Raw genomic sequence first — 22,609 nt, forward strand, 5'->3', positions numbered from 1 at the left:
CGCGCGAGATGCGGGAGGGCGGCGTACGGGGCTCGGCGGGCGCCCCCGGAAGCACCCATGCCACGGGAGCCGCCGACAGCGGGGAACTAGCCGCGTTCCTAAGGGAGTTGAAGACGTACGAGGGCAGGCCCGCCGCCGAGGCCGGGATCGGCAAGGACCGGGTGAACGAGCCGATGATCCGGCACTGGTGCGAGGCGATGGGCGACGCCAACCCGGCGTACGCAGGACCGGACGCGATCGCTCCGCCGACGATGCTGCAGGCCTGGACGATGGGAGGGCTGAAGGGACACAAGGGCGACGCGGGTCGCTCGGCGGCGTACGACGCGCTGTTCGGGCTGCTCGACGGCGCCGGGTTCACCTCGGTCGTGGCCACCGACTGCGAGCAGGAGTACCTGCGGCCGCTGCGGCCCGGGGACGCGATCACCTTTGATGCGGTGATCGAGTCCGTCTCGGCGCAGAAGACGACCAAACTGGGTACGGGGCACTTCGTGACGACGCGGATGGACGTCCAAGCGAACGGCGAACCGGCCGGGACGCATCGGTTCCGGATCCTCAAGTACGCACCCGCGCGCAGCGGGCCGCGCGGCAGACAGACAGGGCGCACACGGCCGCGCCCGGTGATCAACCGGGACAACTCCGGCTTCTGGGCGGGAGCCGAGCGCCACCGACTCCTCGTCCAGCGCTGCACGGACTGCGCGGCCCTGCGCTTCCCCTGGCTGCCGGGGTGCAACGGCTGCGGCTCGCAGCGCTGGGACACGGTCGAGGCGAGCGGCGAGGGCACGGTCTACTCGTACGTGGTCATGCACCATCCGCCCTTCCCGGCCTTCGATCCGCCCTACGCCGTCGGACTCGTCGAACTCGCCGAAGGGGTACGGATGATCAGCAACGTCGTCGGAGTGCCGGCGGACGAGGTGCGGATCGGGATGCCGGTCCGGGTGGAGTTCCGGCAGGTGGAGAAGGACCTGGTCCTCCCGGTGTTCCGGGCCGTCCCGGGGAGCGCCGACTGATGGACTTCACGCCCACCGAGGAGCAGTCCGCGGCCCTGGACCTGGCGGCGCGGATCTTCACGGACCTGTCGACGCCGGAGCGGCTCAGCGCCCTCGGCACGGACAGCGACCGGGAGCTGTGGAAGGAGCTGTGCGCGGCGGGCCTCGGCGGCGCCGTGCGCGAGACGGGGCTGCTCGGCCTCGTCCTCCTCCTGGAGGAGCAGGGCCGGCGCACCGCGCAGGTGCCGTTCGCCGCGTCCGGCGCGTACGGCCTGCTCGCCGTCGCCTCGCACGGCACCGCGGCCCAGCGCGAGCGGCTCCTGCCCGCCCTGGAGGAGGGTACGGAGGTGGCGACGGGCGCGTTCCCGGCGCAGCCGGGCGTACGAGCGCTGCCCACGCAGCGGGGCGTGCGCGCCGAGGCGGACGGGCGGCTCACCGGCACCGTCGCCTGGGTGCCCTGGCTGCGCGACGCCACGTATGTCCTGGTGGCCGCGGCCGACCACGGGCTGTGGCTGGTGCGCACCGAGGACGCCGAGGTGCGGCCGGTCGAGCTGACCGCGCCCTGGTCCGCGGGGCGCCTCGTCCTCGACGGGACCCCGGGCGAGCGGCTCGGGGGCGCGGGGGCGTACGACGACGTGCTCGCGACGGCGCGCACCGCGTTCGCCGGGTTGCAGGCCGGGGTGTGCGCCGGTTCGCTCGCCCGTGCCGTCGAACACACCTCGACGCGCGAGCAGTTCGGCAAGCCACTCGCCGCCAAGCAGGCGGTGCTGCTGCGGGCGGCCGACGCGTACATGGACATCGAGGCGATCCGGGTCACCGCGTACGAGGCGGCCTGGCGCAGGGACGAGGGGCTCGACCACCGGGCCGCGTCCCTGACCACCGCCTGGTGGGCCTCGGAGGGCGGGCGCCGGGTCGTGCACGCGGGCCAGCATCTGCACGGCGGCGCGGGCGCGGACCTGGACCACCCGGTGCACCGGCACTTCCTCTGGGGGCGGCAGCTGGACGCGTACCTGGGCGGCGGGGCCGAAGTCCTCGCGGATCTGGGGGAGTTGATCGCACACGGGGACGACGCGATCGAGGAGGGGGAGCGCTCGTGAAACACCTTCGCGCCGGGGCGGAACTGCCGCCCCTGGAGATCCCGGTGACCCGCACCCTGATCGTCGCCGGGGCGCTCGCCTCGCGCGACTACCAGGACGTGCACCACGACGCGGAGCTCGCGCAGGAGAAGGGCTCCCCCGACATCTTCATGAACATCCTGACGACGAACGGCCTGGTGGGGCGGTACGTCACCGACTGCTTCGGCCCCGCCGCCGTACTGCGGAAGGTGGCGATCCGGCTCGGGGCGCCCAACTACCCGGGGGACACGATGGTGTTGACGGGAACGGTCGCGGAGGTGGACGGCGCCACGGCCCGGGTGGACGTGGTCGGCGCGAACGGCATCGGCAGGCACGTCACGGGCACGGTGACCGTAGAGCTCCCCGAGGGGGCGCGGGCATGAGCGTACGGAAAAGGGACACCCTCGGCGGAAAGGCCGCCATCGCGGGCATCGGCGCCACCGAGTTCTCCAAGGACTCCGGGCGCAGCGAACTGAAGCTCGCCGTCGAGGCGGTGCACGCCGCCCTCGACGACGCGGGCCTCTCCCCCGCTGACGTGGACGGCATGGTCACGTTCACGATGGACACCAGCCCGGAGATCACCGTCGCGCAGGCGGCCGGGATCGGCGAGCTGTCCTTCTTCTCGCGCATCCACTACGGCGGCGGCGCGGCCTGCGCGACCGTCCAGCAGGCGGCCCTCGCCGTGGCGAGCGGAGTCGCCGAAGTCGTCGTCTGCTACCGGGCGTTCAACGAACGCTCGGGCCGCCGCTTCGGCTCCGGCGTGCAGCACCGCGAGCCCTCCGCCGAGGGCGCGGCGCTCGGCTGGGCCCTGCCGTTCGGGCTTCTCACCCCGGCGTCCTGGGTCGCGATGGCCGCCCAGCGCTATCTGCACACGTACGGGCTCGGCCCCGAGGCCTTCGGCCATGTCGCGGTCACCGACCGGAAGTACGCGGCGACGAACCCGGCGGCGTACTTCCACGGCAAGCCGATCACGCTCGCCGACCACGCCGCGTCGCGCTGGATCGTGGAGCCGCTGCGGCTGCTCGACTGCTGCCAGGAGACCGACGGCGGCCAGGCGGTCGTGGTGACGAGCCCCGAGCGGGCCCGGCAATTGCGGCAGAGCCCGGTGCTGATCGCGGCGGCGGCGCAGGGCGCGGGCCGGGCGCAGGAGCAGATGACCAGCTTCTACCGCGACGACCTCACCGGGCTGCCCGAAACCTCGGTCGTGGCACGGCAGTTGTGGCGCAGCTCCGGACTGACCCCGGCCGAGATCGACGTCGGCATCCTCTACGACCACTTCACCCCGTTCGTCCTCATGCAGCTGGAGGAGTTCGGCTTCTGCAAGCCGGGCGAGGCCGCCGAGTTCGTGGCCGAGGAGGCGCTTCCGCTGAACACCCACGGCGGTCAGCTCGGCGAGGCGTACCTGCACGGCATGAACGGCATCGCGGAGGGCGTACGACAGGTGCGCGGCACCGCCGTCAACCAGGTGGCGGGCGCCTCCCGCGTCCTCGTCACGGCCGGTACGGGCGTGCCCACTTCGGGGCTCGTCCTGGCAGCGGACGGCTGAAGTCCGGCCCGCCGTGCGCGTGTCCCGGGCGTGTGCGGCGGCAGGGCACCTTGACTCGCCGTATGGACCATATCGACCGTTTGGGCCTTAAAAAGCCGATCGTTGGACTTGTTCTCGCCGTGCTCTGCCTGCTCACGCTCGCCGTGCCGTCGACGGCCGCCCCCGGGACGGCGGCCGACCGCCCGGAGCCCGAGGTGTTCAAGGGCCGGGCCTTCGACACCTGCAGAGCGCCGTCCCTCGCCACCATGACCGCCTGGCGCCGCCACTCCGACTACCGCGCCGTCGGCGTCTACTTCGGCGGCCGCGGGCGGCACTGCAAGAGCCAGCCGCATCTCGACCGCGCCTGGCTGCGCGACGTCCGTGACCTGGGCTGGGGGGTGCTGCCCCTCTACGTCGGCTCGCAGTCGCCGTGTGTGATCGCCGAGAACAAGCAGGACGTGCGCATCGGCGGCGACCCGGTCGCCCAGGGCCGCGCGGAGGGCCGGGACGCGGTCCGCCGGGCCCGCGCGTACGGACTCGAGAGGGGCAGTCCGCTCTACCTCGACGTCGAGGCGTACGACCTGGGGAACAGGCAGTGCCTCGCCGCGACGCTGTCCTTCGTCCGCGCCTGGAACCGTGAGGTGCGGGGCGAGGGGTACGTCACCGGCTTCTACAGCAGCGCCGAGTCCGGGGTGCTGCACATGGAGCGGGCGCGCAGGCAGGGCGTGAAGGATCTGCCCGAGGTGATCTGGTTCGCGCGCTGGGGCGGCAAGCCGAACCTCAACCGCGAGCCGGTCTTCCTGCCGGGCGCCTGGTACCCGCACAAGCGCATCCACCAGTACAAGGGCAACTCGACGGAGCGGTACGGCGGTCACACCCTGTCCGTCGACCGGAACCTGGTGGACGCGCCGGTGGCCCGGATCGGCTGAGGCCGCCTCCTTCTCCGTACGGCGGGCCCGGGTCCACCCCTCAGGGGCGGGCCCGGGCCCCTCCACCCTCAGGAGGTGGGGCGGGCCCCGCGCGTACAACCTGAGGGGGACGAGGGTTCGGGACCTGGGGCCGATCCGCTGAGCTGGGGCCGCTCCTAGCGTGGAGCCATGACCGTTATTGAGGGGCCCGTCCGCAGAGTTGCGTCGAAGGCCGCTACGGGGGCGGCCACCACGGCCACGACGGCCACGACCATGACCGCGCACTCCCGGTACCCGTCGTTCTCCTCGTACATGCGCGCCCGCCGGCCCGTGCTGCTGCGCACCGCGCGCTCGCTGACCGCCAATCCCAACGACGCGGAAGACCTGCTGCAGACCGCGCTCACCAAGACGTACGTCGCCTGGGAGCGGATCGAGGACCACCGGGCCCTGGACGGCTATGTGCGCCGGGCCCTGCTCAACACCCGGACCTCGCAGTGGCGCAAGCGCAAGGTCGACGAGTTCACCTGCGAGGAGCTTCCCGAGCCGGACCCGATACCGCTAGCGGACCCGGCCGAGCAGCAGGTGCTCAAGGACGCCATGTGGCGCGCGATCATGAAACTGCCCGCCCGTCAGCGCGCGATGGTCGTCCTGCGCTACTACGAGGATCTGAGCGAGGCCCAGACCGCCGAGGTGCTCGGAGTCTCCATCGGCACCGTGAAGAGCGCCGTCTCCCGGGCGCTCGGCAAGCTGCGCCAGGACCCGGAGCTGACGCCGGTGCGCTGAGCGGCTGGGGCTCTTGGGCGGGGCTGGGGGCTCTTGGGCGGCTGGGGCTCGTGGGGCGGATCACGCGTCCGTTCGGTATCCATCCGCGCCGCAGTAGTGACATACCACGCGGTATGTGATGAGAATCTGCGGAACCCTACTGCTCCGTAGCGCCCACCGGGAGGACGCCGTGCTGAGCACCATGCAGGACGTACCGCTGACCGTGACCCGACTCCTTCAGCACGGGTCGACCGTCCACGGCACATCGCAGATCACCACGTGGACCGGCGATGACGAGCCGCACCGCCGCTCCTTCGCCGAGATCGGTGAGCGTTCGGCCCAGCTGGCGCACGCACTCCGCGCGGACCTGGGCATCGAGGGCGACCAGCGGGTCGCGACGCTCATGTGGAACAACGCCGAGCACGTCGAGGCGTACTTCGCGGTCCCCGCCATGGGCGCCGTCCTCCACACCCTCAACCTGCGGCTGCCCGCCGACCAGTTGGTGTGGATCGTCCAGCACGCCGCCGACCGCGTCATCATCGTCAACGGCTCACTGCTCCCGCTGCTCGCGCCGCTCCTGCCGCAGCTCACCCCGGTCGAGCACGTCGTCGTCTCCGGCCCCGGCGACCGCTCGCTGCTCGCCGACACGAACGTCCAGGTGCACGAGTACGAGGAGCTCCTCGCCGGGAAGCCCACCGCGTACGACTGGCCCGAGCTGGACGAACGCCAGGCCGCGGCCATGTGCTACACCTCCGGCACCACCGGCGAGCCCAAGGGCGTCGTCTACTCGCACCGCTCCGTCTATCTGCACTCGATGCAGGTCAACATGACCCAGTCGATGGGCCTCACCGACCAGGACACCGGCCTGATCGTGGTGCCGCAGTTCCATGTGAACGCCTGGGGCCTGCCGCACGCCGTCTTCATGACCGGCGTGAACCTGCTGATGCCGGACCGCTTCCTGCAGCCCGCCCCGCTCGCCGAGATGATCGAGCGCGAGCGCCCCACGTACGCCGCCGCCGTGCCCACCATCTGGCAGGGCCTGCTCGCCGAACTGACCGCCAACCCGCGGAACATCGACAGCCTCGGCCAGGTCACCATCGGCGGCGCCGCCTGCCCGCCCTCGCTGATGGAGGCGTACGACAAGCTCGGTATCCGCGTCTGCCACGCCTGGGGCATGACCGAGACCTCCCCGCTCGGCACGGTCGCCCGACCGCCCGCCGGCGTGAGCGAGGCCGACGAGATGAGCTACCGCCTCACCCAGGGCCGCTTCCCGGCGGGCGTCGAGGCCCGGCTCACCGGCCCCGGCGGCGAACACCTGCCGTGGGACGGCACCTCCGCCGGTGAGCTGGAGGTCCGCGGCCCCTGGATCGCGGGCGCGTACTACGGCGGTGCCGACGGCGAAGCGTTCCGGCCCGCCGACAAGTTCAGCGAGGACGGCTGGCTCAAGACCGGGGACGTCGGCATCATCAGCCCCGACGGCTATCTGACCCTGACCGACCGCGCCAAGGACGTCATCAAGTCCGGTGGCGAGTGGATCTCCTCGGTCGAGCTCGAGAACGCGCTGATGGCCCACCCGGAGGTCGCCGAGGCCGCGGTCGTCGCCGTACCGGACGAGAAGTGGGGTGAACGCCCGCTCGCCACCGTGGTGTTGAAGGAGGGCGCGACCGCCGACTTCGAGACGCTGCGCGACTTCCTCGGCGAGCACATCGCCCGCTGGCAGCTGCCCGAGCGCTGGTCGATCATCCCGACGGTCCCGAAGACCAGCGTCGGCAAGTTCGACAAGAAGGTGATCCGCAAGCAGTACGCGGACGGTGAGTTGGACATCAAGAAGTTCTGAGGTCCTGAGATGACGTTCTGAGGTCCTGAGCTACGGGAAGGGGGCGCTGTTTCACGTGAAACAGCGCCCCCTTCCGCGTGCCTAACAGCCTTTGGCAGGCGGTCAGTTGGTGCCGATCTTCGCGAGGAGGTCGACGATCCTGCCCTGCACCTCGGGGCTCGTGGACCGCTCCGCGAGGAACAGCACGGTCTCGCCGGAGGCCAGCTTCGGCAGGTCCGCCTGTTCGGCGGCCGCCGTGTAGACGACCAGCGGGGTGCGGTTCAACTGCCCATTGGCACGCAGCCAGTCGACGATTCCGGCGCGCCGGCGGCGTACCTGCAGCAGATCCATCACGACCAGGTTCGGCCGCATCTGCGTCGCGAGCGTCACCGCGTCCGCGTCGGCGGTGGCCCGCGCGACCTGCATACCGCGCCGCTCCAGGGTGGCGGTGAGCGCCCGCGCGATCTCGTCGTGCTCCTCGATGAGCAGGACGCGCGACGGGTGCTGCTCGCTGTCCCGCGGCGCGAGCGCCTTCAGGAGTACGGCGGGGTCGGCACCGTAGGCCGCCTCGCGCGAGGCCTGACCGAGTCCGGCGGTCACCAGGACGGGCACCTCGGCCGCGACCGCCGCCTGCCGCAGCGACTGCAGCGCGGTCCGCGTGATCGGCCCGGTCAGCGGGTCGACGAAGAGCGCGGCCGGGAACGCCGCGATCTGGGCGTCCACCTCGTCGCGGGAGTTCACGATCACCGGGCGGTAGCCGCGGTCGCTCAGCGCCTGCTGCGTGGAGACGTCGGGCGCGGGCCAGACGAGCAGTCGGCGCGGGTTGTCGAGCGGCTCGGGCGGCAGCTCGTCGTCCATCGGCTGGGGCTGCGGACTGTTCGCGACCTCGACCGCGCCACCGGGACCGTCGAGCGGCTCGGGCCCCTCGGCACCCTCGTCCGGGGCGCCGATCGCGTAGGACCGGCCCTCGGTGCGATGCCCCTCACCGCCGGGCAGCGGCCCACTCCCGGCGAGCGAACCGGAACCCGGGAGGGGACCGGAGCCGGGAAGTGAACCTGAGCCGGGAAGTGGACCAGATCCGGGAAGCGATCCGGAGCCGCGGAGGGGGCCCGTGCCGGGCAGGGAACCGGCCGGGGGCAGCGGTCCGGGGCCTGCCTGCGGGGACGGCGGGTTCGGAGAGGACTCCTGGGGGGCTTGGGGGGCTTGGGAGGCCTGGGGAGTCTGAGTCCCGGCAGCCGCGTTCTCGGTCCCCTTCTCCGCCATCGGCGCCTTCGCCGTCTTCTCCGCCGTCTCCGCCTTCTTCTCCTGCGGAGTGCCCAGCTTGCGGCGCCGACCGGAACCGCCGGTCGGCTGACCGCCGGCCGTGTTCAGGCTGCCCGTCTGGGAGTTGGTCGGGTTCGACGGCTGCCCCGGCGCCCGGGCCGGGAGCGGTCCGGGGCGCTGCTGCTCGGCGATGTGCTGGGCGAACGGGACGCCCTGGCCGAGCGTGCGCACGCTGATCGCCCGGCCCTGCGTCGAGGTGCTCGACCCGCCTGCCGGAGTGTCCGCCTCCGCGGGCAAGGGCTGCGCGAGCCGACTGCGCTGCGCCGGGGTCTCGGGCTGCGGCTGCGCTTCCGGCTGGGCTTTCGGCTGCGGCTGAGGCAGCGCCTTGCCCGCCTCGGGGGCCTCTGCCTCTGGGGTCTCCGGTGCGGCTGCTTCTGCCTCTTCCGGCGGGGGCTCGCTCTCCTGCGGAGCTGCGGCCGCGGGTGCCGTGGGTGCCACGGGTGCCTGCTCGGGTGGGAGTGCGGCGGGCACGGCAGGCGCGGGCGCGGGCTCGGGCGCCGGGCGGGCGCGGCGGCGTCCGGTGGGTGTCGGCACGGGGTGCGGCTGCGGCGGCGTGTGGTCGGTCGACGGGCCGTCGGGCGCGTTGTAGCCGTGGTCGCCGTCGACGTCCGCCGGGGACGCCAACTCGGCGGCGACATCCGGGACTTCAGCCACGTCGGAGGGCGCGTTCACCTGAGCGGGAGCGGGAGCGGGAGCGGGAGCGGGCACGGGTACGGCTACGGCCTCGGGCGCGACCGGTACGTCAGGCGTGCCAGGCGTGCCAGGCGTGCCAGGGGTGCCAGGGGTGCCCGGTGTGCCAGGGGTGCCCGGCGCCTGCGGCGTGCGGTCGGCGTCGGCGGGCGGCAGCGCGAAGGCGGTACGCGGGCCGCGCTCGGCGGCAGCGGCACGTTCCTGCGCGGCGGCCAGCGCCCGCCGCGCCCGCCGCCCCCTGGGCTGCACCTCGACCTCGGCACCCGCCGCGGCCGTTTCCGAACCGGGCTCCGGGGTCGTCGGCTCCGCAGCCGCGGCGGGCAGCGCGGCCAGCGCCTGCGGCGCCCTCCGCCCGGCCGGTGCGACCCCAGCGGACTCGGCCGGTACGGGCACGCCCTGCGGCGGCACCGTGGCACCGAGCCGCTGGCCCGAACCGGAACGCGAAGCGGAACCGCCCGCGGCGTGCTCGGCCGCGGTCACCACGGACCCCTGAGCCGGCTGGCCCTGGCCCTCGGCGGCCGCCGGACGGCGGCGCCTGCGGCCCGTACCCGAGGCGGGCGCCGTCGTGGTCCCCGCGCCGTCGGTCGACGGCTGGTCGGCGCTCTGCGCGGGCACGAGCTCGGCACCCTGCACCGGCTCCGCGGCCGGAGCGGCGGCCCGCCGCCGACGCCGACCGCGCGGCTCCGCCACGGCGGGCGAACTCTCCGCGGAATCGGCCTCGTTGCCCCCGGCGGAGCTGTCGTCGAGGAACGCGTCCACCGAAGGACCACGCCTGGCCCGCCGCCGCCCACGGCCCTCGGTCTGGTCCTGAGCGGGCCCGGGCACAGCCTCACCGGAAGCCGAACCGGAAGCCGAACCGGCAGAATCCGCCACCACAGCGGAAGCCAACTCGAGCGCCGAACCGACCACCGGAGCCGCCCCGGCGCCAGCACCCGATCCGGAACCGGAACCGGAACCGGAACCCGTAGCCGTACCCGTACCCGTCTCCGTATCTGCATCCGTACCGGCAGCGTCCCCGGCTTCGGTGCCGGCTTCGGTGCCGGGTGCCTGAGCACCCAGCGGCACCTCGAGGACGTACGCGCTGCCGCTCATCCCGGGCACCTCGTGCGTCTGCAGGACACCGCCGTGCGCCCGGACGATGCCGCGCACGATCGGTCCGTGCACCGGATCGCCGCCCGCGTACGGACCGCGCACCTCGATGCGGACGACCTCGCCGCGCTGGGCGGCCGCGACCACGATCGTCGAGTCCACCTGGCCGGAAGCGGCCGGACCCGCGGGCACGCGCGTATGGCCCGTCGCGTCGATACCGGCGACGTCCGCGATCAGATGCGCGAGCGCGGTGGCGAGCCGCGGCCCGTCCACCTCGGCCTCCAACGGCGGCGCGTGCACCGCGAACTGCGCCCGGCCGGGCCCGATCAGCTCGACGGCACCCTCGACGCCCGCGGCCACCACGCCGTCGACCAGGACGCGTTGCTTGTGCAGCTCGGCGGCGTTGGTGTCGAGGTGCTGGTACGCCAGGACGTTGTCGACGAGCGTCGTCATGCGCGCGTACCCGGCGGCGAGGTGGTGCAGCACCTGGTTGGCCTCGGGCCACAGCTGGCCCGCCGGGTCCGCGGCGAGCGTGCCCAGCTCGCGGCGCAGCTCCTCGAGCGGCCCGCGCAGCGACTCACCGAGCACGGCGATCAGCTGGGCGTGCCGCGCGGAGACCGCCTCGTACCGCTCGCTCTCCCGCTCGACCAGGGCTTCGTACCGGTCCTTCTCGCGCTCGGCGAGGGCCGCGTACCGGTCCTTCTCGCCCTCCGCCAGCGTCGTGTACCGCTCCTGCTCCCGCGCTTCGAGCTCCGCGTACCGCTGCTGCTCGCGCTCGGCCAGTTCCGCGTACCGCTGCTCGGCCTGCGCGGTCTCCGCCGCGTGCTGCTCGACCAGTTCGTCGTACGCACGCCGGTCGGTGAACGCCAGGACGGCGCCGACCAGCTGGTCCCCGTCCCGCACCGGCGCGGTCGTCAGGTCGACCTTGACCTGGCTGCCGTCCTTCGCCCACAGCACCTGCCCGCGCACCCGGTGCTTGCGCCCGGAGCGCAGCGTGTCCGCGAGCGGGCTCTCCTCGTACGGGAACGGCTCGCCGTCCGGCCGCGAGTGCTGCACCAGCGGGTGCAGCTCCTTGCCGCCGAGATCGCTCGCGCGGTAGCCGAGGAGCTGCGCGGCGGCCGGGTTCACGAGGACGACACGGCCCTCGGTGTCGGTACCCACGACGCCCTCGGCGGCGGCTCGCAGGATCATCTCGGTCTGCCGCTGCGAACGCGCCAGCTCCGCCTCGGTGTCCACGGTGCCCGAAAGATCCCGTACGACGAGCATCAGCAGCTCGTCGCCGGAATATCCGTAGGTGCCGTGCGACTCGTACGCGTCCCGGGAGTCCTCCAGATTCGCACTGGTGACCTCGACCGGGAACTCGCTTCCGTCCGTGCGCCGTGCTGTCATCCGCCGCGGCTTGGTGCGCCCGTGACCGTCCGCGTCCACGGAGTCGGGGCGCCGCATGGAGCCAGGGATCAGCCGGGAGTCGAACTCCGGCAGCAGATCGAGCAGACCGCGTCCGACCAGCGACCAGCCGGAGGTCTCGAAGGTCTCCAGCGCGATGCTGTTGGCGTTGACGACCGTGCCGTTGGCGTTGACGAGCAACAGCGCGTCCGGAAGGGCGTCGAGTATGGCTGCGAGGCGAGCAGCGCCTCGGGATGGCCTGCTGCTCACGACGACGGATCCTCCCTGTTACTGCCCTTTTGCCGGCCTCTGGGACCCCCGGTCCCTCGGCCCTTGGCGTGTCACGGGAAGGAGTCTACGGGCACCCGTTGCGCTCGCGATGCCGGATGAGAGGGAGGTCGCACGGAGGAGGTGTGTGCGCCTCGCGCGCACGCCGTGACGGGGGTGCATGCCTCCCGCCGCACGCCGCACACGAGGCGCACACAACGGAGTTGCTGCGTCGGCGGGTTGAGCGCATCGCGCTTCCCGCGCCGCCTTCACCAGCGCGCCCGACCAGCGCGCCCGACCGGTATGGCCGACCGGTGTGGCCGTGGCGGCTGCCGGTCTCAGCGCAGGCCGAGCGGAGCGCCCGCTCCGCCGCCCGTGACCTCGGGCAGCACCGGCACCATCGTGTTCCACCGCCCGATCTCGCACCCGCCACTGCGGTCGTACGTCGCGTTCACCGGCCGGCCCTGCCAGACACCGGTGACGTGGGCGGTGCCGGGGCCGCCGTGCTGCATCGTGCAGAGCGAGTCCGCGGGCACGGGCGCGAACGGGTCCGCGCCCTCCCGCGCGAGCTGCCCGAGCCGGTCGCAGGCCTCCGCGGCGTGCCGGTGCGTACCGCCGTAGCTCCCGTCGCTTCCGCACTCCAGCTGGTACGTGCCGTCCTCGGCGGTGCCGGTGCCCGAGACGGTCACGGTCAGCTGGTCCTGCTCGGCCAGCGGTAACCGCGGCGCGGGCGAGGCCTCCTGCGCGACGGCGGGAGCGGCGGACAGCGCGGCGAGGGACGCGACGGCGGTGCACGCGATACGGCGCAGCAGCACGGGGACTCCAGGGAGGGTGAGGTGGCGAGTGGAGAGGGTGACCGGGGAGGGCGACCCGAACGGGCAACCCCGAGAGAGCAACCCGAGAGGGCAACCCGAGAGGGCAACCCCGAGAGGGCAACCCCGAGAGGGCAGCCCCGAGAAGGAACGCCTCACCGCTACTAACGCCCGTCGCGCCCCGACGTTGCGCCCCGCGCGCCCCCGCCCGCATCGCCGCAGGCCGCGCCCGTCCTAACGCTTTGCCCTGCCGCCCGCCTGCCTAGTACCGTGGGGGGCGATTGGTGACACCCCGCTGGGCTGTGTCATCATCTGCAACGCACCACGCGCAAGCGCGGTGTGCTGGAGGCGTCGCCTAGTCCGGTCTATGGCGCCGCACTGCTAATGCGGTTTGGGTCTTAAAGCCCATCGAGGGTTCAAATCCCTCCGCCTCCGCAGCAAGATCCGAAGCCCCGGTCCTTCAGGACCGGGGCTTCGGTGCGTCCGGGATCCGCGCACGCTCAAAGGACCACGCCCGGATCGCTCTCAGGGGCGTTTTCGCAGGTCGCAAGGGGTGAGCTAAACGGATTTCACATGACGACGGCAGTCATGTAATGTTCTTCCTGTCGCCGCGAGCGGGCCGAAAGGCCGGGGAGCGAAGACAAAAACAGAACAAGCACTCGTAGCTTAACGGATAGAGCATCTGACTACGGATCAGAAGGTTGCAGGTTCGAATCCTGCCGAGTGCACACAGGTGAGAGGCCCGGACGAGAGTCCGGGCCTCTTGCGTTTCCGTGCCGTACTGCAGCCAAGTACAGCAACCGTGCCGATCGGCTTCAGCCGGTGGTGGCGCCCATGGCGTCAAGGTCGTTCGTACAGTGGCGCGCTCCACCTTGACGCCCTGAACCACGCCCGCTCCACGGTGTGTGGGTTGAAGGCGGACGGGATGGGAGCTGGGGTGAGTGGTGGGTTGGGGTGCGAGGTGAGCAGTCCGCAGGACAACACACCTAGCCCGTGGAAGCCCAGATCAGAACCCCTACAGGAGTCAGCCCGCAGACGAGGCCAACGGACAGGAACACATACGCCAGGGCCTTGAACGCCTTCTGACGTTGAGCACGGCAAGCGGCGAAGCAGGCGAAGCTCACGATGGCCAGACACGGCAGGATGATGAAGAAGAAGCCCAACGCAGCCACGGTGCCCCCACACTGATCACGGCACGGCCGGGCCGCATACGCGGGCATTCTTGCAGACTGCCGAGTGCACAGCCCGAGAGGCCCCGGACGAGAGTCCGGGGCCTCTTTTGTTGTCTGCCGAACATCGGACGGGACGGGCGCCACCGCGAGGCGCGGCGGGGGGAGCTGGGCAGGTGCTGCGTTGTCAGTGGTGGGGAGCATGCTGGGGGTATGGCGTGGGCTTGTGCGGGGGTTCGGTGGGTTGAGGGGCGGCCGGAGCTGCGGTGGTTCGGGGTGGGGCGGGGCGAGCGGGGGAGTGCGCTCGGGTTCGGGCAGGAGTTGGCGTTCGTGGCGCGGGGGGAGCGGCGCTGTGTCGGGGTGTGGAGAGCGGGGCGGCGTACGCCGTGTCCGACCGGGGCCGGGGTGCCGGGGCGGGGGACGCGGGACCAGTGTGCGGAGTGTGCGCGGATCGACCGGTCGTTCTCCGTCGCGGCGGACACGAACGCCGGGGACCAGCGGCCGTACGCCGTGTATCTGGCGTGGTTCGGGCCCGGGCTGCTGAAGGTGGGGATCACGGGGGTGCGGCGGGGGCCGGCTCGGTTGCAGGAGCAGGGGGCGGTGGCCTTCGCGTGGCTGGGACGGGGGCCGTTGATGGCGGCACGTCGGGCGGAGGAGCTGCTCGGGGCGGCGCTCAAGGTGCCGGACCGGATTCCGTACGCGCGCAAGCGGGCCGCGCGGTTCGGGCTGCCGCCGATCGACGCGCGCGTGGCGGAGCTGCGGGACTGCCATGCGCGGGCCGTCGCGCTCACCGGCTGGCCGGATTCCCTGGAGCGGGTGGAGTTCGAACCGGTCGACCAGTCAGGGGTGTTCGGGCTCGACGGGATGGGCGAGGCCTCCGGGGTGCGGGTCGTGCGGGAGTTGGTGGACGGGGGTGGGGTCGCCGGGCGGCTCGTGGGTGCGGCCGGGCCCGATCTGTGTCTGCGGCCGAAGGACGGGGGCGGGACCGTGGTCCTGGACGGGCGGCTGCTGAGCGGCTGGCGGCTCGTCGCGGTGGATGCGGTGGATGCGGTGGATGCGGAGTGGGCGGCCGGGGTGAGCGTGCCGGTGGAACCGCTGGTCGCGCGGGACGGGGAGAGCGGGGGTGTGCAGGGTGGGTTGTTCTGACGGTTCGCCTGTCCGCCTGTCCGCCTGTCCGCCCGCCCGTCCGTCCGTTCGCCGGTCCGCCTGCCCGCTAACACCGCTAACACCGCCAACTCCGTGGACAGATCAGGCGTTGGTGTCGACAGTGGGTGGCATGACCACTGATTTGGGTTCCGCGTCTCCGGGGTCCGGGCCCCTGCCGCCGTTCGAGCCGCCGTACTACGCCGTGATCTTCACGTCGCTGCGTACGGCGGGGGACCGCGGGTACGGCGAAACGGCCGGGCGGATGGAGGAGTTGGTGCGGGAGGTTCCCGGGTTCCTCGGGGTGGAGTCGGCGCGGACGCCGGGCGGGCTCGGCATCACCGTCGGCTACTTCGAGAGCGAGGACGCGATCGCGGCGTGGCGTTCGCAGGTGGAGCACCGGGCGGCGCAGGAGCGCGGCAGGGATCAGTGGTACGAGAGCTATTCGGTGCACGTCAGCAAGGTGGAGAGGGGTTACGCCTTTGTGCGGGAGCAGCAGCGGGAGCAGTAGCGGGACCACGGGGAGCGGTGAGCGGGACGAGGTGCGGGCGTTCTGGCATCGGCTCGGGGTGCCCGGGCTCGTCGACGTCCATACGCACTTCATGCCCGAGCGGGTGCTGCGCAAGGTCTGGGCGTACTTCGACAGTGCCGGGCCGCTCACCGGGATGGAGTGGCCCATCGCGTACCGGCGGGACGAAGAGGAACGGCTCGCGGTGCTGCGGGAGTTCGGGGTGCGGGCGTTCACGGCGATGCTCTATCCGCACAAGCCCGGCATGGCGTCCTGGCTGAACGACTGGGCCGCCGAGTTCGCCGGGCGTACGCCGGACTGTCTGCACACGGCGACGCTGTTTCCCGAGGACGGCGTGGAGACGTATGTGCGCGAGGCCGTCGAGGCGGGGGCGCGGGTCTTCAAGTCCCATGTGCAGGTGGGGGGTTACGACCCCGCGGACGAGCGGCTCGACCGGGCGTGGGGCCTGCTCGCCGAGTCCGGCACGCCCGTGGTGATGCACTGCGGATCGGGGCCGCAGCCGGGCAAGTACACCGGGCCCGAGCCGGTGGGGCGGGTGCTCGCGCGCCATCCGCGGCTGCGGCTGATCGTGGCGCACATGGGCATGCCGGAGTACGCGGACTTCCTGGACCTGGCCGAGCGGTATGCGGAGGTGCGGCTCGACACGACGATGGCGTTCACGGACTTCAGCGAGCGGCTCAGCCCGTTCCCCGGAGCGGAGCGGGCCCGGCTCGCCGACCTGGGGGACCGGATCCTGCTCGGCACGGACTTCCCCAACATCCCGTATCCGTACGTCCATCAGCTCGAGGCCCTGGAGCGGCTCGGGCTCGGGGAGGAGTGGCTGCGGGCGGTGTGCCATGACAACGGGGCGGGGTTGTTCGGGCTCGGGCCCGGACTCGGACTCTGAGCGGGGACACGTACACGCACCCCGGGCCCGTGCCCGCACCCGGGTCAGGCCCCCGGCCAGGCCCCCGGTCAGGCCCCCGGTCAGGCCCCCGGGACGTTTCTCAGGAAATTCACAGGTTCGCGCAAGGGTGCTCTCAGAGGGCCTGGTCAGGGTGGCGCGTATGACCACGAGCTCCGAACCGCGTACCGAACTGCTCAGGCCCGACGGCAGCCCCGTGCGGGTGCTGGTCGTCGACGATGAGTCGTCCCTGACCGAGCTGCTGTCCATGGCCCTGCGCTACGAGGGCTGGGAGATCCGGACCGCGGCCGACGGCGCGGAGGCCGTGCGGGCGGCGCGGGCGTTCCGGCCCGACGCCGTCGTGCTCGACGTGATGCTGCCCGATATGCACGGGCTCACCGTCCTCGGCCGGCTGCGGCGTGAACTGCCGGACGTACCCGTGCTGTTCCTCACCGCCAAGGACGCGGTGGAGGACCGGATCGCGGGGCTGACGGCGGGCGGCGACGACTATGTGACGAAGCCGTTCAGCCTGGAGGAGGTCGTGGCCCGGCTGCGCGGACTGATCCGCAGGTCGGGGGCGGCGGCGCGGCGCACCGGGTCCGTGCTCGCGGTCGGCGATCTGACCCTCGACGAGGACAGCCACGAGGTCACGCGGGGCGGCGATTCGATCCACCTCACGGCCACCGAGTTCGAGCTGCTCCGCTATCTGATGCGCAATCCGCGGCGGGTGCTCAGCAAGGCGCAGATCCTGGACCGGGTGTGGAGCTACGACTTCGGCGGCCAGGCCAACGTCGTCGAGCTGTACATCTCGTATCTGCGGCGGAAGATCGACGCCGGTCGGTCGCCGATGATCCACACGCGGCGCGGCGCCGGCTATCTGATCAAGCCCGCGGAGGCGGCCGCGGCATGACCGGCCCTCGGGCCCGTACCGATCCCCGGACCGGTCCCCGCGCCAGCCCCCGGGCCCCGTTGCGCCCCCGCTCCCTCCGCACTCGCCTCGTCGTCAGTGCCATCGCGCTGATCGCCCTGGTGTGCGCGGTGATCGGGACCGTCACGACGGTCGCGCTGCACTCGTACCTGTACGAGCAGCTGGACGGCGGGCTGCACGAGGTGGCCGCGCGGGAGTCGCAGGCGAAGCCGAAGGCCGGGCCGCCCGGGGTGCCCGAGCCGCGCGACCCGCTGCGCTTCCTCGCGTTCGGCGGCTCCGACCTCGGCACGATAGGTGCGGTCGTCGAGAACGGCGACGTCGGCGAGGCCGCGGTCAGCGAGGAGCCTGCCGAGCGCGGCGAGCGGCCCGTCCTGACCGCGCTCGACGCCGGCCAGAAGGCGGCCCTCGACTCGGTGCCGAAGGACCGCTCCGCGCACAACGTCGACGTGCCCGGACTCGGCGAGTACCGCGTCCTGTACGTGCCCGACGGCACCGAGGGCGAGCTGCTCGTCGGCAGTCCGACCAAGGCCGTCGAGGACACCGTCAGCACGCTGATCGTGGTCGAGCTGTGCGTGGCCGGAGCGGGGCTCGTGGCCGCCGGGATCGCGGGCGCGACCATGATCGGCATCGCCCTGCGACCGCTGCGCCGGGTCGCGTCGACGGCGACCCGCGTGGCCCAACTCCCCCTGCACAGCGGCGAACCAGCCCTCCACGAACGCGTGCCCGACGCCGACCCGCGTACCGAGGTCGGGCAGGTCGGCGCGGCCCTCAACCGCATGCTCGACCATGTGCACGGGGCGCTCAGCGCGCGCCAGGAGAGCGAGACGCGGGTACGGCAGTTCGTCGCCGACGCCAGCCACGAGCTGCGCACCCCGCTCGCCTCCATCCGCGGGTACGCCGAGCTGACCCGCCGCGGCCGTGAGGAGACCGGCCCCGACACCCGGCACGCGCTCGGCCGGATCGAGTCCGAGGCGGCCCGGATGACCGGTCTCGTCGAGGACCTGCTGCTGCTCGCGCGCCTGGACGCCGGGCGGCGCCTCGCGTACGCGAGCACCGATCTGTCGCCGCTGGTCGTGGACGCCGTCGGCGATGCGCGGGCGGCCGGGCAGCGGCACCGGTGGCGGCTCGAACTGCCCGAGGAACCCGCCCTCGTACGCGCCGACGCGGCCCGTCTGCAGCAGGTGCTCGTCAATCTGCTCGCCAACGCGCGTACGCACACGCCGCCCGGTACGACCGTCACCGCGCGGGTGCGGACGGACGGGCCCGATGTCCGGCTCGAAGTGGAGGACGACGGTCCGGGGATCGCGCCCGAGCTGCTTCCCCGGGTCTTCGAACGGTTCGCGCGCGGCGACGCCTCCCGCTCCCGCGCCGCGGACCCGGCCGCCGGGCACGCGGGCTCGACCGGGCTCGGCCTGGCGATCGTGCAGGCGGTCGTGGCGGCCCACGGCGGCGCGGTGACGGTCACGAGCGTGCCCGGGCGGACGGTGTTCGCGGTACGGCTGCCTGCGGAGGAATGGGTTCCGGATCGGCCTTCGCCGTCGGCGGAGGAATGGGTTCCGGACCCGCCCGCCCCTATGACGGCCGGACCCGTATCCGGACGCGTATCCGGACCCGTATCCGGACGCGTATCCGGATCCATATCCGTACCGCCGAACGACTCACAGACAGGCCACAGCCTCACCACACAGCCGTGACAGGGGAGTTGGCGAGTGTCGCCGTATGCGAAGCGACTCTCCGCCGGCCGCGGGGCTGCAGACGCTCCCGGCCCGTGAACACCTCCCGGCAGGCCCTGTGGGCACCCCCGTTCTCGACGTGGTCGTGCCCGTCCACAACGAGGAGAAGGACCTTGACGGCTGTGTGCGCCGCCTGCACGACCACCTGACCCGCACGTTCCCGTACGGCTCCGCCGGGCGCGGGCTCCCCTCCGGCTTCCGGATCACCATCGCGGACAACGCGAGCACCGACCGCACCCCGCAGATCGCCGCCCGGCTCGACGCGGAGCTGCCCGAGGTCCGGGCGTACCGCCTGGAGCAGAAGGGGCGCGGGCGGGCGCTGCGTACGGTGTGGGCGGCTTCGGACGCGCCGGTCCTGGCGTACATGGACGTCGACCTCTCCACCGATCTGAACGCGCTGCTTCCGCTGGTCGCGCCGCTGATCTCCGGCCACTCCGACCTGGCGATCGGCTCGCGGCTCGCCCGCAGCTCGCGGGTGGTGCGAGGGCCGCGGCGCGAGTTCATCTCGCGTACGTACAACCTGATCCTGCGCGGCTCGCTCGCGGCGCGGTTCTCCGACGCGCAGTGCGGCTTCAAGGCGATCCGGCGCGATGTGGCGGAGCGGCTGCTGCCGATGGTCGAGGACAGCGGCTGGTTCTTCGACACCGAGCTGCTCGTGCTCGCCGAGCGGGCCGGGCTGCGCATCCACGAGGTGCCGGTCGACTGGGTGGACGACCCGGACTCGACCGTGCACATCGTCAGGACGGCGACCGACGACCTGAAGGGTGTGTGGCGGGTCGGCCGGGCGCTCGCGGTCGGCGCGCTCCCCCTCGACCGGCTCGCACGCCCCTTCGGGGACGACCCGCGGGACGGGCAACTGGCCGGTGTACCGGGCGGGTTGGCGCGGCAGCTGGTCGGCTTCTGTGTGGTGGGCGTGCTCTCCACGCTCTTCTATCTCGCGCTGTACTCGCTCGTCAGGACCGGCTTCGGCGCGGGCGCCCAGTTCGCCAACGCGGCGGCGCTGCTCGTCTCAGCCCTCGCCAACACCGCTGCCAACCGGAGGCTCACCTTCGGGGTACGCGGCCGGAGCCGGGCCGTGCGCCATCAGGCCCAGGGGCTCGTGGTGTTCGCGATCGGGCTCGCCCTGACCAGCGGTTCGCTCGCGGCGCTGGACGCGGCGGCCGGTGAGGTCGCGCACGCCACCGAGCTGACGGTGCTGATCGCCGCCAACCTCGCCGCGACCGTCGTCCGCTTCCTGCTCTTCCGGATCTGGGTGTTCCCGGACCGGAGGGAGGAGAGCCGCGACCAGTCGTACGCCTCGGGCGAGGGCCACCCCACCGACCTGTCGTACGCCAACGCCAACGCCAACGCCAACTCCGACTCCAACTCTGGGACGCACCGATGACCGCAGCAGCAACAGCTCCCGCGCCGCCCGCGCACGCGCCCCCCGCTCCCCCGGCGGCCCGCCGCGTCTGGCGGGGCCGGGCGGATGATCCGCGCTGGGTGCGGCCGGTCCTGCTCGGACTGCTCGCCGTGACCGCCGCGCTCTACCTGTGGAACCTGAGCGCGTCCGGGTACGCCAACTCCTTCTACTCGGCGGCCGTTCAGGCGGGCAGCGAGTCCTGGAAGGCGTTCTTCTTCGGCTCGTCCGACGCCGCGAGCGCGATCACCGTGGACAAGCCCCCGGCCGCGCTGTGGCCGATGGCGCTCTCCGTCCGCCTCTTCGGCCTCGGCTCCTGGCAGATCCTCGCGCCGCAGGCGCTGATGGCGGTGGCCACGGCCGCGGTGCTCTACGCGGCGGTGCGGCGGCGGTTCAGTGCTGCCGCGGGCCTGATCGCGGTCGTCGCGTTCGCGCTCACGCCGGTCGCCGCGCTGATGTTCCGCTTCAACAACCCGGACGCGCTGCTCGCGCTCCTGATGACGGTCACGGTGTACTGCGTGCTCCGCGCCCTGGAGGACGCCCGTACGAAGTGGCTGGTCTGGGCGGGCGTCGCGGTCGGCTTCGCGTTCCTGACGAAGACCTTGCAGGCGTTCCTGATCCTGCCGCCGCTCGCGGTCCTGTACGCGGTCTGCGCGCCGACGACCGTACGCCGGAGGGTCGGCCAACTCGCCCTGTCCGCCCTGGCGTTGCTGGGGTCCGGCGGCTGGTGGGTGGCGATCGTGGAGCTGTGGCCCGCGTCCTCGCGCCCGTACATCGGCGGCTCGCAGAACAACTCCTTCCTGGAGCTGACCTTCGGCTACAACGGCCTCGGCCGGATCAACGGCGACGAGACCGGCAGCGTCGGCGGCGGTGGCGGCCCCGGTGGTGGCGGTCAGGGAGGGGGTGGCGGCGGAGGCGGCGGCTGGGGTGACACGGGCATCGACCGGCTCGTCTCCGCGAACATCGGCGGCCAGATCTCCTGGCTGCTGCCCGCCGCGCTGATCCTGCTGGTCGCGGGCCTGGTCGTGACGTGGAAGGCCCGGCGTACCGACACCGCGCGTGCCGCGTTCCTGGCCTGGGGCGGCTCGCTCCTGATGACGGCGGCCGTCTTCAGCTTCATGCAGGGGATCTTCCACGAGTACTACACGGTGGCCCTCGCCCCGTACCTCGCGGCCCTCGTCGGCATGGGCGCCACCGTGCTGTGGGAGGAACGCGGCCGCTTCCTCGCCGCCGCCGTCCTCGCGGGCACGGTCGCGGTCACCGCGTACTGGGCGTACGTCCTGCTCGGTCGCTCCTCCGGGTACGTGCCGTGGCTGCGTTGGGCTGTGCTCGGCGGCGGGCTCGTGGCGGCGCTCGGGCTGCTGCTAGGGCCCGTATCCAGGCGGCAACTGGGGCTTGCAGCGGCCGGGTTGGGGCTGGTGGCCGCGCTGGCGGGTCCGGCCGCGTACACGGTCACGACGCTCGGCGAGGGCCACGCGGGCTCGATCGTCACGGCGGGCCCGACGGTGTCCGGCGGCCGGGGCGGACCCGGGGGCGGAACAGGGGGCGGCGGGATGCCTCAGGGGGCGGCGCAGGGCCAGAACACGCAGGGCAGCGCGCAAAGCCAGCAAGGCCAGCAAGGTCAGCAAGGCCAGCAAGGTCAGGGCCAGAACGCGCAGCCCTCGCAGGGCGGGCCGGGCGGCCGGATGCCGGGCCCCGGCGGTGTCGGCGAACGACCGGGCGGAATGGGCCGTGGGGGTGGCGGGGGCGGCGGTATGGGCGGCCTCCTCAACGGCGCCACCGTCAGCAGTGAGGTGCGGGCCAAGCTGGAGCAGGGCTCCGGCGCGTACACCTGGGTCGCCGCCACCATCGGCGCGCAGAACGCCGCCAGCTACCAACTCGCCACCGAGGACCCGGTAATGGCGATCGGCGGCTTCAACGGCAGCGACCCGTCCCCGACGCTCGCGCAGTTCAAGCAGTACGTGGCCGACGGGAAGATCCACTACTTCATCGGCGGCGACCAGGGCAGGGGCGGCGGCCCCGGCGGCAGCTCCAGCTCGGCCCTCACGAGCTGGGTCACGGAGAACTTCGAGAAGGTCACCGTCGACGGCACGACGCTCTACGACCTCACGCGGAAGAAATAGCTGCACGGCGTAAGAGGCGCTCT

At 72.8% G+C, this 22,609-nt stretch carries 17 protein-coding genes and 2 tRNA genes; 16 read left to right on the forward strand and 3 right to left on the reverse strand.

Annotated elements, in window-relative coordinates:
* The first annotated feature begins 8 nt into the window (after nucleotides 1-8).
* From RCO28_RS25850 to RCO28_RS25880, 7 genes are all read left to right on the forward strand, one after another.
* Nucleotides 9-1,007 carry a bifunctional MaoC family dehydratase N-terminal/OB-fold nucleic acid binding domain-containing protein gene (locus RCO28_RS25850; protein ID WP_374991251.1) on the forward strand — a complete coding sequence of 333 codons (999 nt, stop codon included), beginning with the start codon at nucleotides 9-11 and terminating at the stop codon, nucleotides 1,005-1,007.
* A complete protein-coding gene (locus RCO28_RS25855; protein WP_308943677.1) occupies nucleotides 1,007-2,083 on the forward strand; it encodes an acyl-CoA dehydrogenase family protein in 1,077 nt (358 codons plus the stop codon). Before RCO28_RS25850 ends, RCO28_RS25855 begins: the two co-directional genes overlap by 1 nt.
* Complete coding sequence (locus RCO28_RS25860; protein ID WP_308943678.1) at nucleotides 2,080-2,484, forward strand: MaoC family dehydratase; 405 nt, start codon at nucleotides 2,080-2,082, stop codon at nucleotides 2,482-2,484. The genes RCO28_RS25855 and RCO28_RS25860 overlap by 4 nt, the downstream gene beginning before the upstream one ends.
* Nucleotides 2,481-3,647 carry a lipid-transfer protein gene (locus RCO28_RS25865; protein ID WP_308943679.1) on the forward strand — a complete coding sequence of 389 codons (1,167 nt, stop codon included), beginning with the start codon at nucleotides 2,481-2,483 and terminating at the stop codon, nucleotides 3,645-3,647. The genes RCO28_RS25860 and RCO28_RS25865 overlap by 4 nt, the downstream gene beginning before the upstream one ends.
* Nucleotides 3,648-3,709: 62 nt before the next feature.
* Nucleotides 3,710-4,555, forward strand: a complete 846-nt coding sequence (locus RCO28_RS25870; protein WP_308943680.1) for a DUF1906 domain-containing protein — start codon at nucleotides 3,710-3,712, stop codon at nucleotides 4,553-4,555.
* 252 nt (nucleotides 4,556-4,807) lie between these two features.
* Nucleotides 4,808-5,317, forward strand: a complete 510-nt coding sequence (locus tag RCO28_RS25875) for a SigE family RNA polymerase sigma factor (protein ID WP_308943787.1) — start codon at nucleotides 4,808-4,810, stop codon at nucleotides 5,315-5,317.
* Between the two features lie 169 nt (nucleotides 5,318-5,486).
* Nucleotides 5,487-7,133 carry a long-chain fatty acid--CoA ligase gene (locus RCO28_RS25880; RefSeq protein WP_308943681.1) on the forward strand — a complete coding sequence of 549 codons (1,647 nt, stop codon included), beginning with the start codon at nucleotides 5,487-5,489 and terminating at the stop codon, nucleotides 7,131-7,133.
* 102 nt (nucleotides 7,134-7,235) lie between these two features.
* Here RCO28_RS25880 and RCO28_RS25885 read toward each other — a convergent pair whose 3' ends face one another.
* On the reverse strand, nucleotides 7,236-11,870 hold the full coding sequence (locus tag RCO28_RS25885) for a PAS domain-containing protein (RefSeq protein ID WP_308943682.1): 4,635 nt from the start codon (nucleotides 11,868-11,870) through the stop codon (nucleotides 7,236-7,238).
* A gap of 335 nt (nucleotides 11,871-12,205) precedes the next feature.
* The gene (locus RCO28_RS25890) at nucleotides 12,206-12,679 is read right to left on the reverse strand and encodes an SSI family serine proteinase inhibitor (protein WP_308943788.1); all 474 of its coding nucleotides are present in this window, start codon (nucleotides 12,677-12,679) and stop codon (nucleotides 12,206-12,208) included.
* A gap of 344 nt (nucleotides 12,680-13,023) precedes the next feature.
* On the opposite strand from RCO28_RS25890, the gene RCO28_RS25895 reads away from it, so the two are divergent.
* Nucleotides 13,024-13,114, forward strand: a tRNA-Ser gene (locus RCO28_RS25895).
* A 220-nt stretch (nucleotides 13,115-13,334) separates the two neighbouring features.
* Nucleotides 13,335-13,407 (forward strand) — tRNA-Arg (locus RCO28_RS25900).
* Nucleotides 13,408-13,665: 258 nt separating this feature from the next.
* On the opposite strand, the gene RCO28_RS25905 is transcribed toward RCO28_RS25900, so the two are convergent.
* Complete coding sequence (locus RCO28_RS25905; RefSeq protein ID WP_308943683.1) at nucleotides 13,666-13,842, reverse strand: hypothetical protein; 177 nt, start codon at nucleotides 13,840-13,842, stop codon at nucleotides 13,666-13,668.
* A 219-nt stretch (nucleotides 13,843-14,061) separates the two neighbouring features.
* On the opposite strand from RCO28_RS25905, the gene RCO28_RS25910 reads away from it, so the two are divergent.
* The 7 genes from RCO28_RS25910 to RCO28_RS25940 all read left to right on the forward strand — a co-directional run bounded on the left by RCO28_RS25910 (nucleotide 14,062) and on the right by RCO28_RS25940 (nucleotide 22,586).
* A complete protein-coding gene (locus tag RCO28_RS25910) occupies nucleotides 14,062-14,994 on the forward strand; it encodes a DUF2797 domain-containing protein (RefSeq protein WP_308943684.1) in 933 nt (310 codons plus the stop codon).
* A 130-nt stretch (nucleotides 14,995-15,124) separates the two neighbouring features.
* Nucleotides 15,125-15,502 carry an antibiotic biosynthesis monooxygenase gene (locus RCO28_RS25915; RefSeq protein WP_308943685.1) on the forward strand — a complete coding sequence of 126 codons (378 nt, stop codon included), beginning with the start codon at nucleotides 15,125-15,127 and terminating at the stop codon, nucleotides 15,500-15,502.
* A 31-nt stretch (nucleotides 15,503-15,533) separates the two neighbouring features.
* The gene (locus RCO28_RS25920) at nucleotides 15,534-16,406 is read left to right on the forward strand and encodes an amidohydrolase family protein (protein ID WP_374991248.1); all 873 of its coding nucleotides are present in this window, start codon (nucleotides 15,534-15,536) and stop codon (nucleotides 16,404-16,406) included.
* Between the two features lie 160 nt (nucleotides 16,407-16,566).
* Entirely contained in the window at nucleotides 16,567-17,313 is a 747-nt protein-coding gene (locus tag RCO28_RS25925) for a response regulator transcription factor (protein WP_308943687.1), read from the forward strand.
* Entirely contained in the window at nucleotides 17,310-19,025 is a 1,716-nt protein-coding gene (locus tag RCO28_RS25930) for a HAMP domain-containing sensor histidine kinase (RefSeq protein WP_308943688.1), read from the forward strand. The genes RCO28_RS25925 and RCO28_RS25930 overlap by 4 nt, the downstream gene beginning before the upstream one ends.
* A 25-nt stretch (nucleotides 19,026-19,050) precedes the next feature.
* On the forward strand, nucleotides 19,051-20,448 hold the full coding sequence (locus tag RCO28_RS25935; protein WP_308943689.1) for a bifunctional glycosyltransferase family 2/GtrA family protein: 1,398 nt from the start codon (nucleotides 19,051-19,053) through the stop codon (nucleotides 20,446-20,448).
* Nucleotides 20,445-22,586 carry a glycosyltransferase family 39 protein gene (locus RCO28_RS25940; RefSeq protein ID WP_308943690.1) on the forward strand — a complete coding sequence of 714 codons (2,142 nt, stop codon included), beginning with the start codon at nucleotides 20,445-20,447 and terminating at the stop codon, nucleotides 22,584-22,586. Before RCO28_RS25935 ends, RCO28_RS25940 begins: the two co-directional genes overlap by 4 nt.
* Nucleotides 22,587-22,609: the final 23 nt, after the last annotated feature.

The organism is Streptomyces sp. LHD-70 (genome assembly GCF_031157275.1).
Taxonomy (GTDB): domain Bacteria; phylum Actinomycetota; class Actinomycetes; order Streptomycetales; family Streptomycetaceae; genus Streptomyces.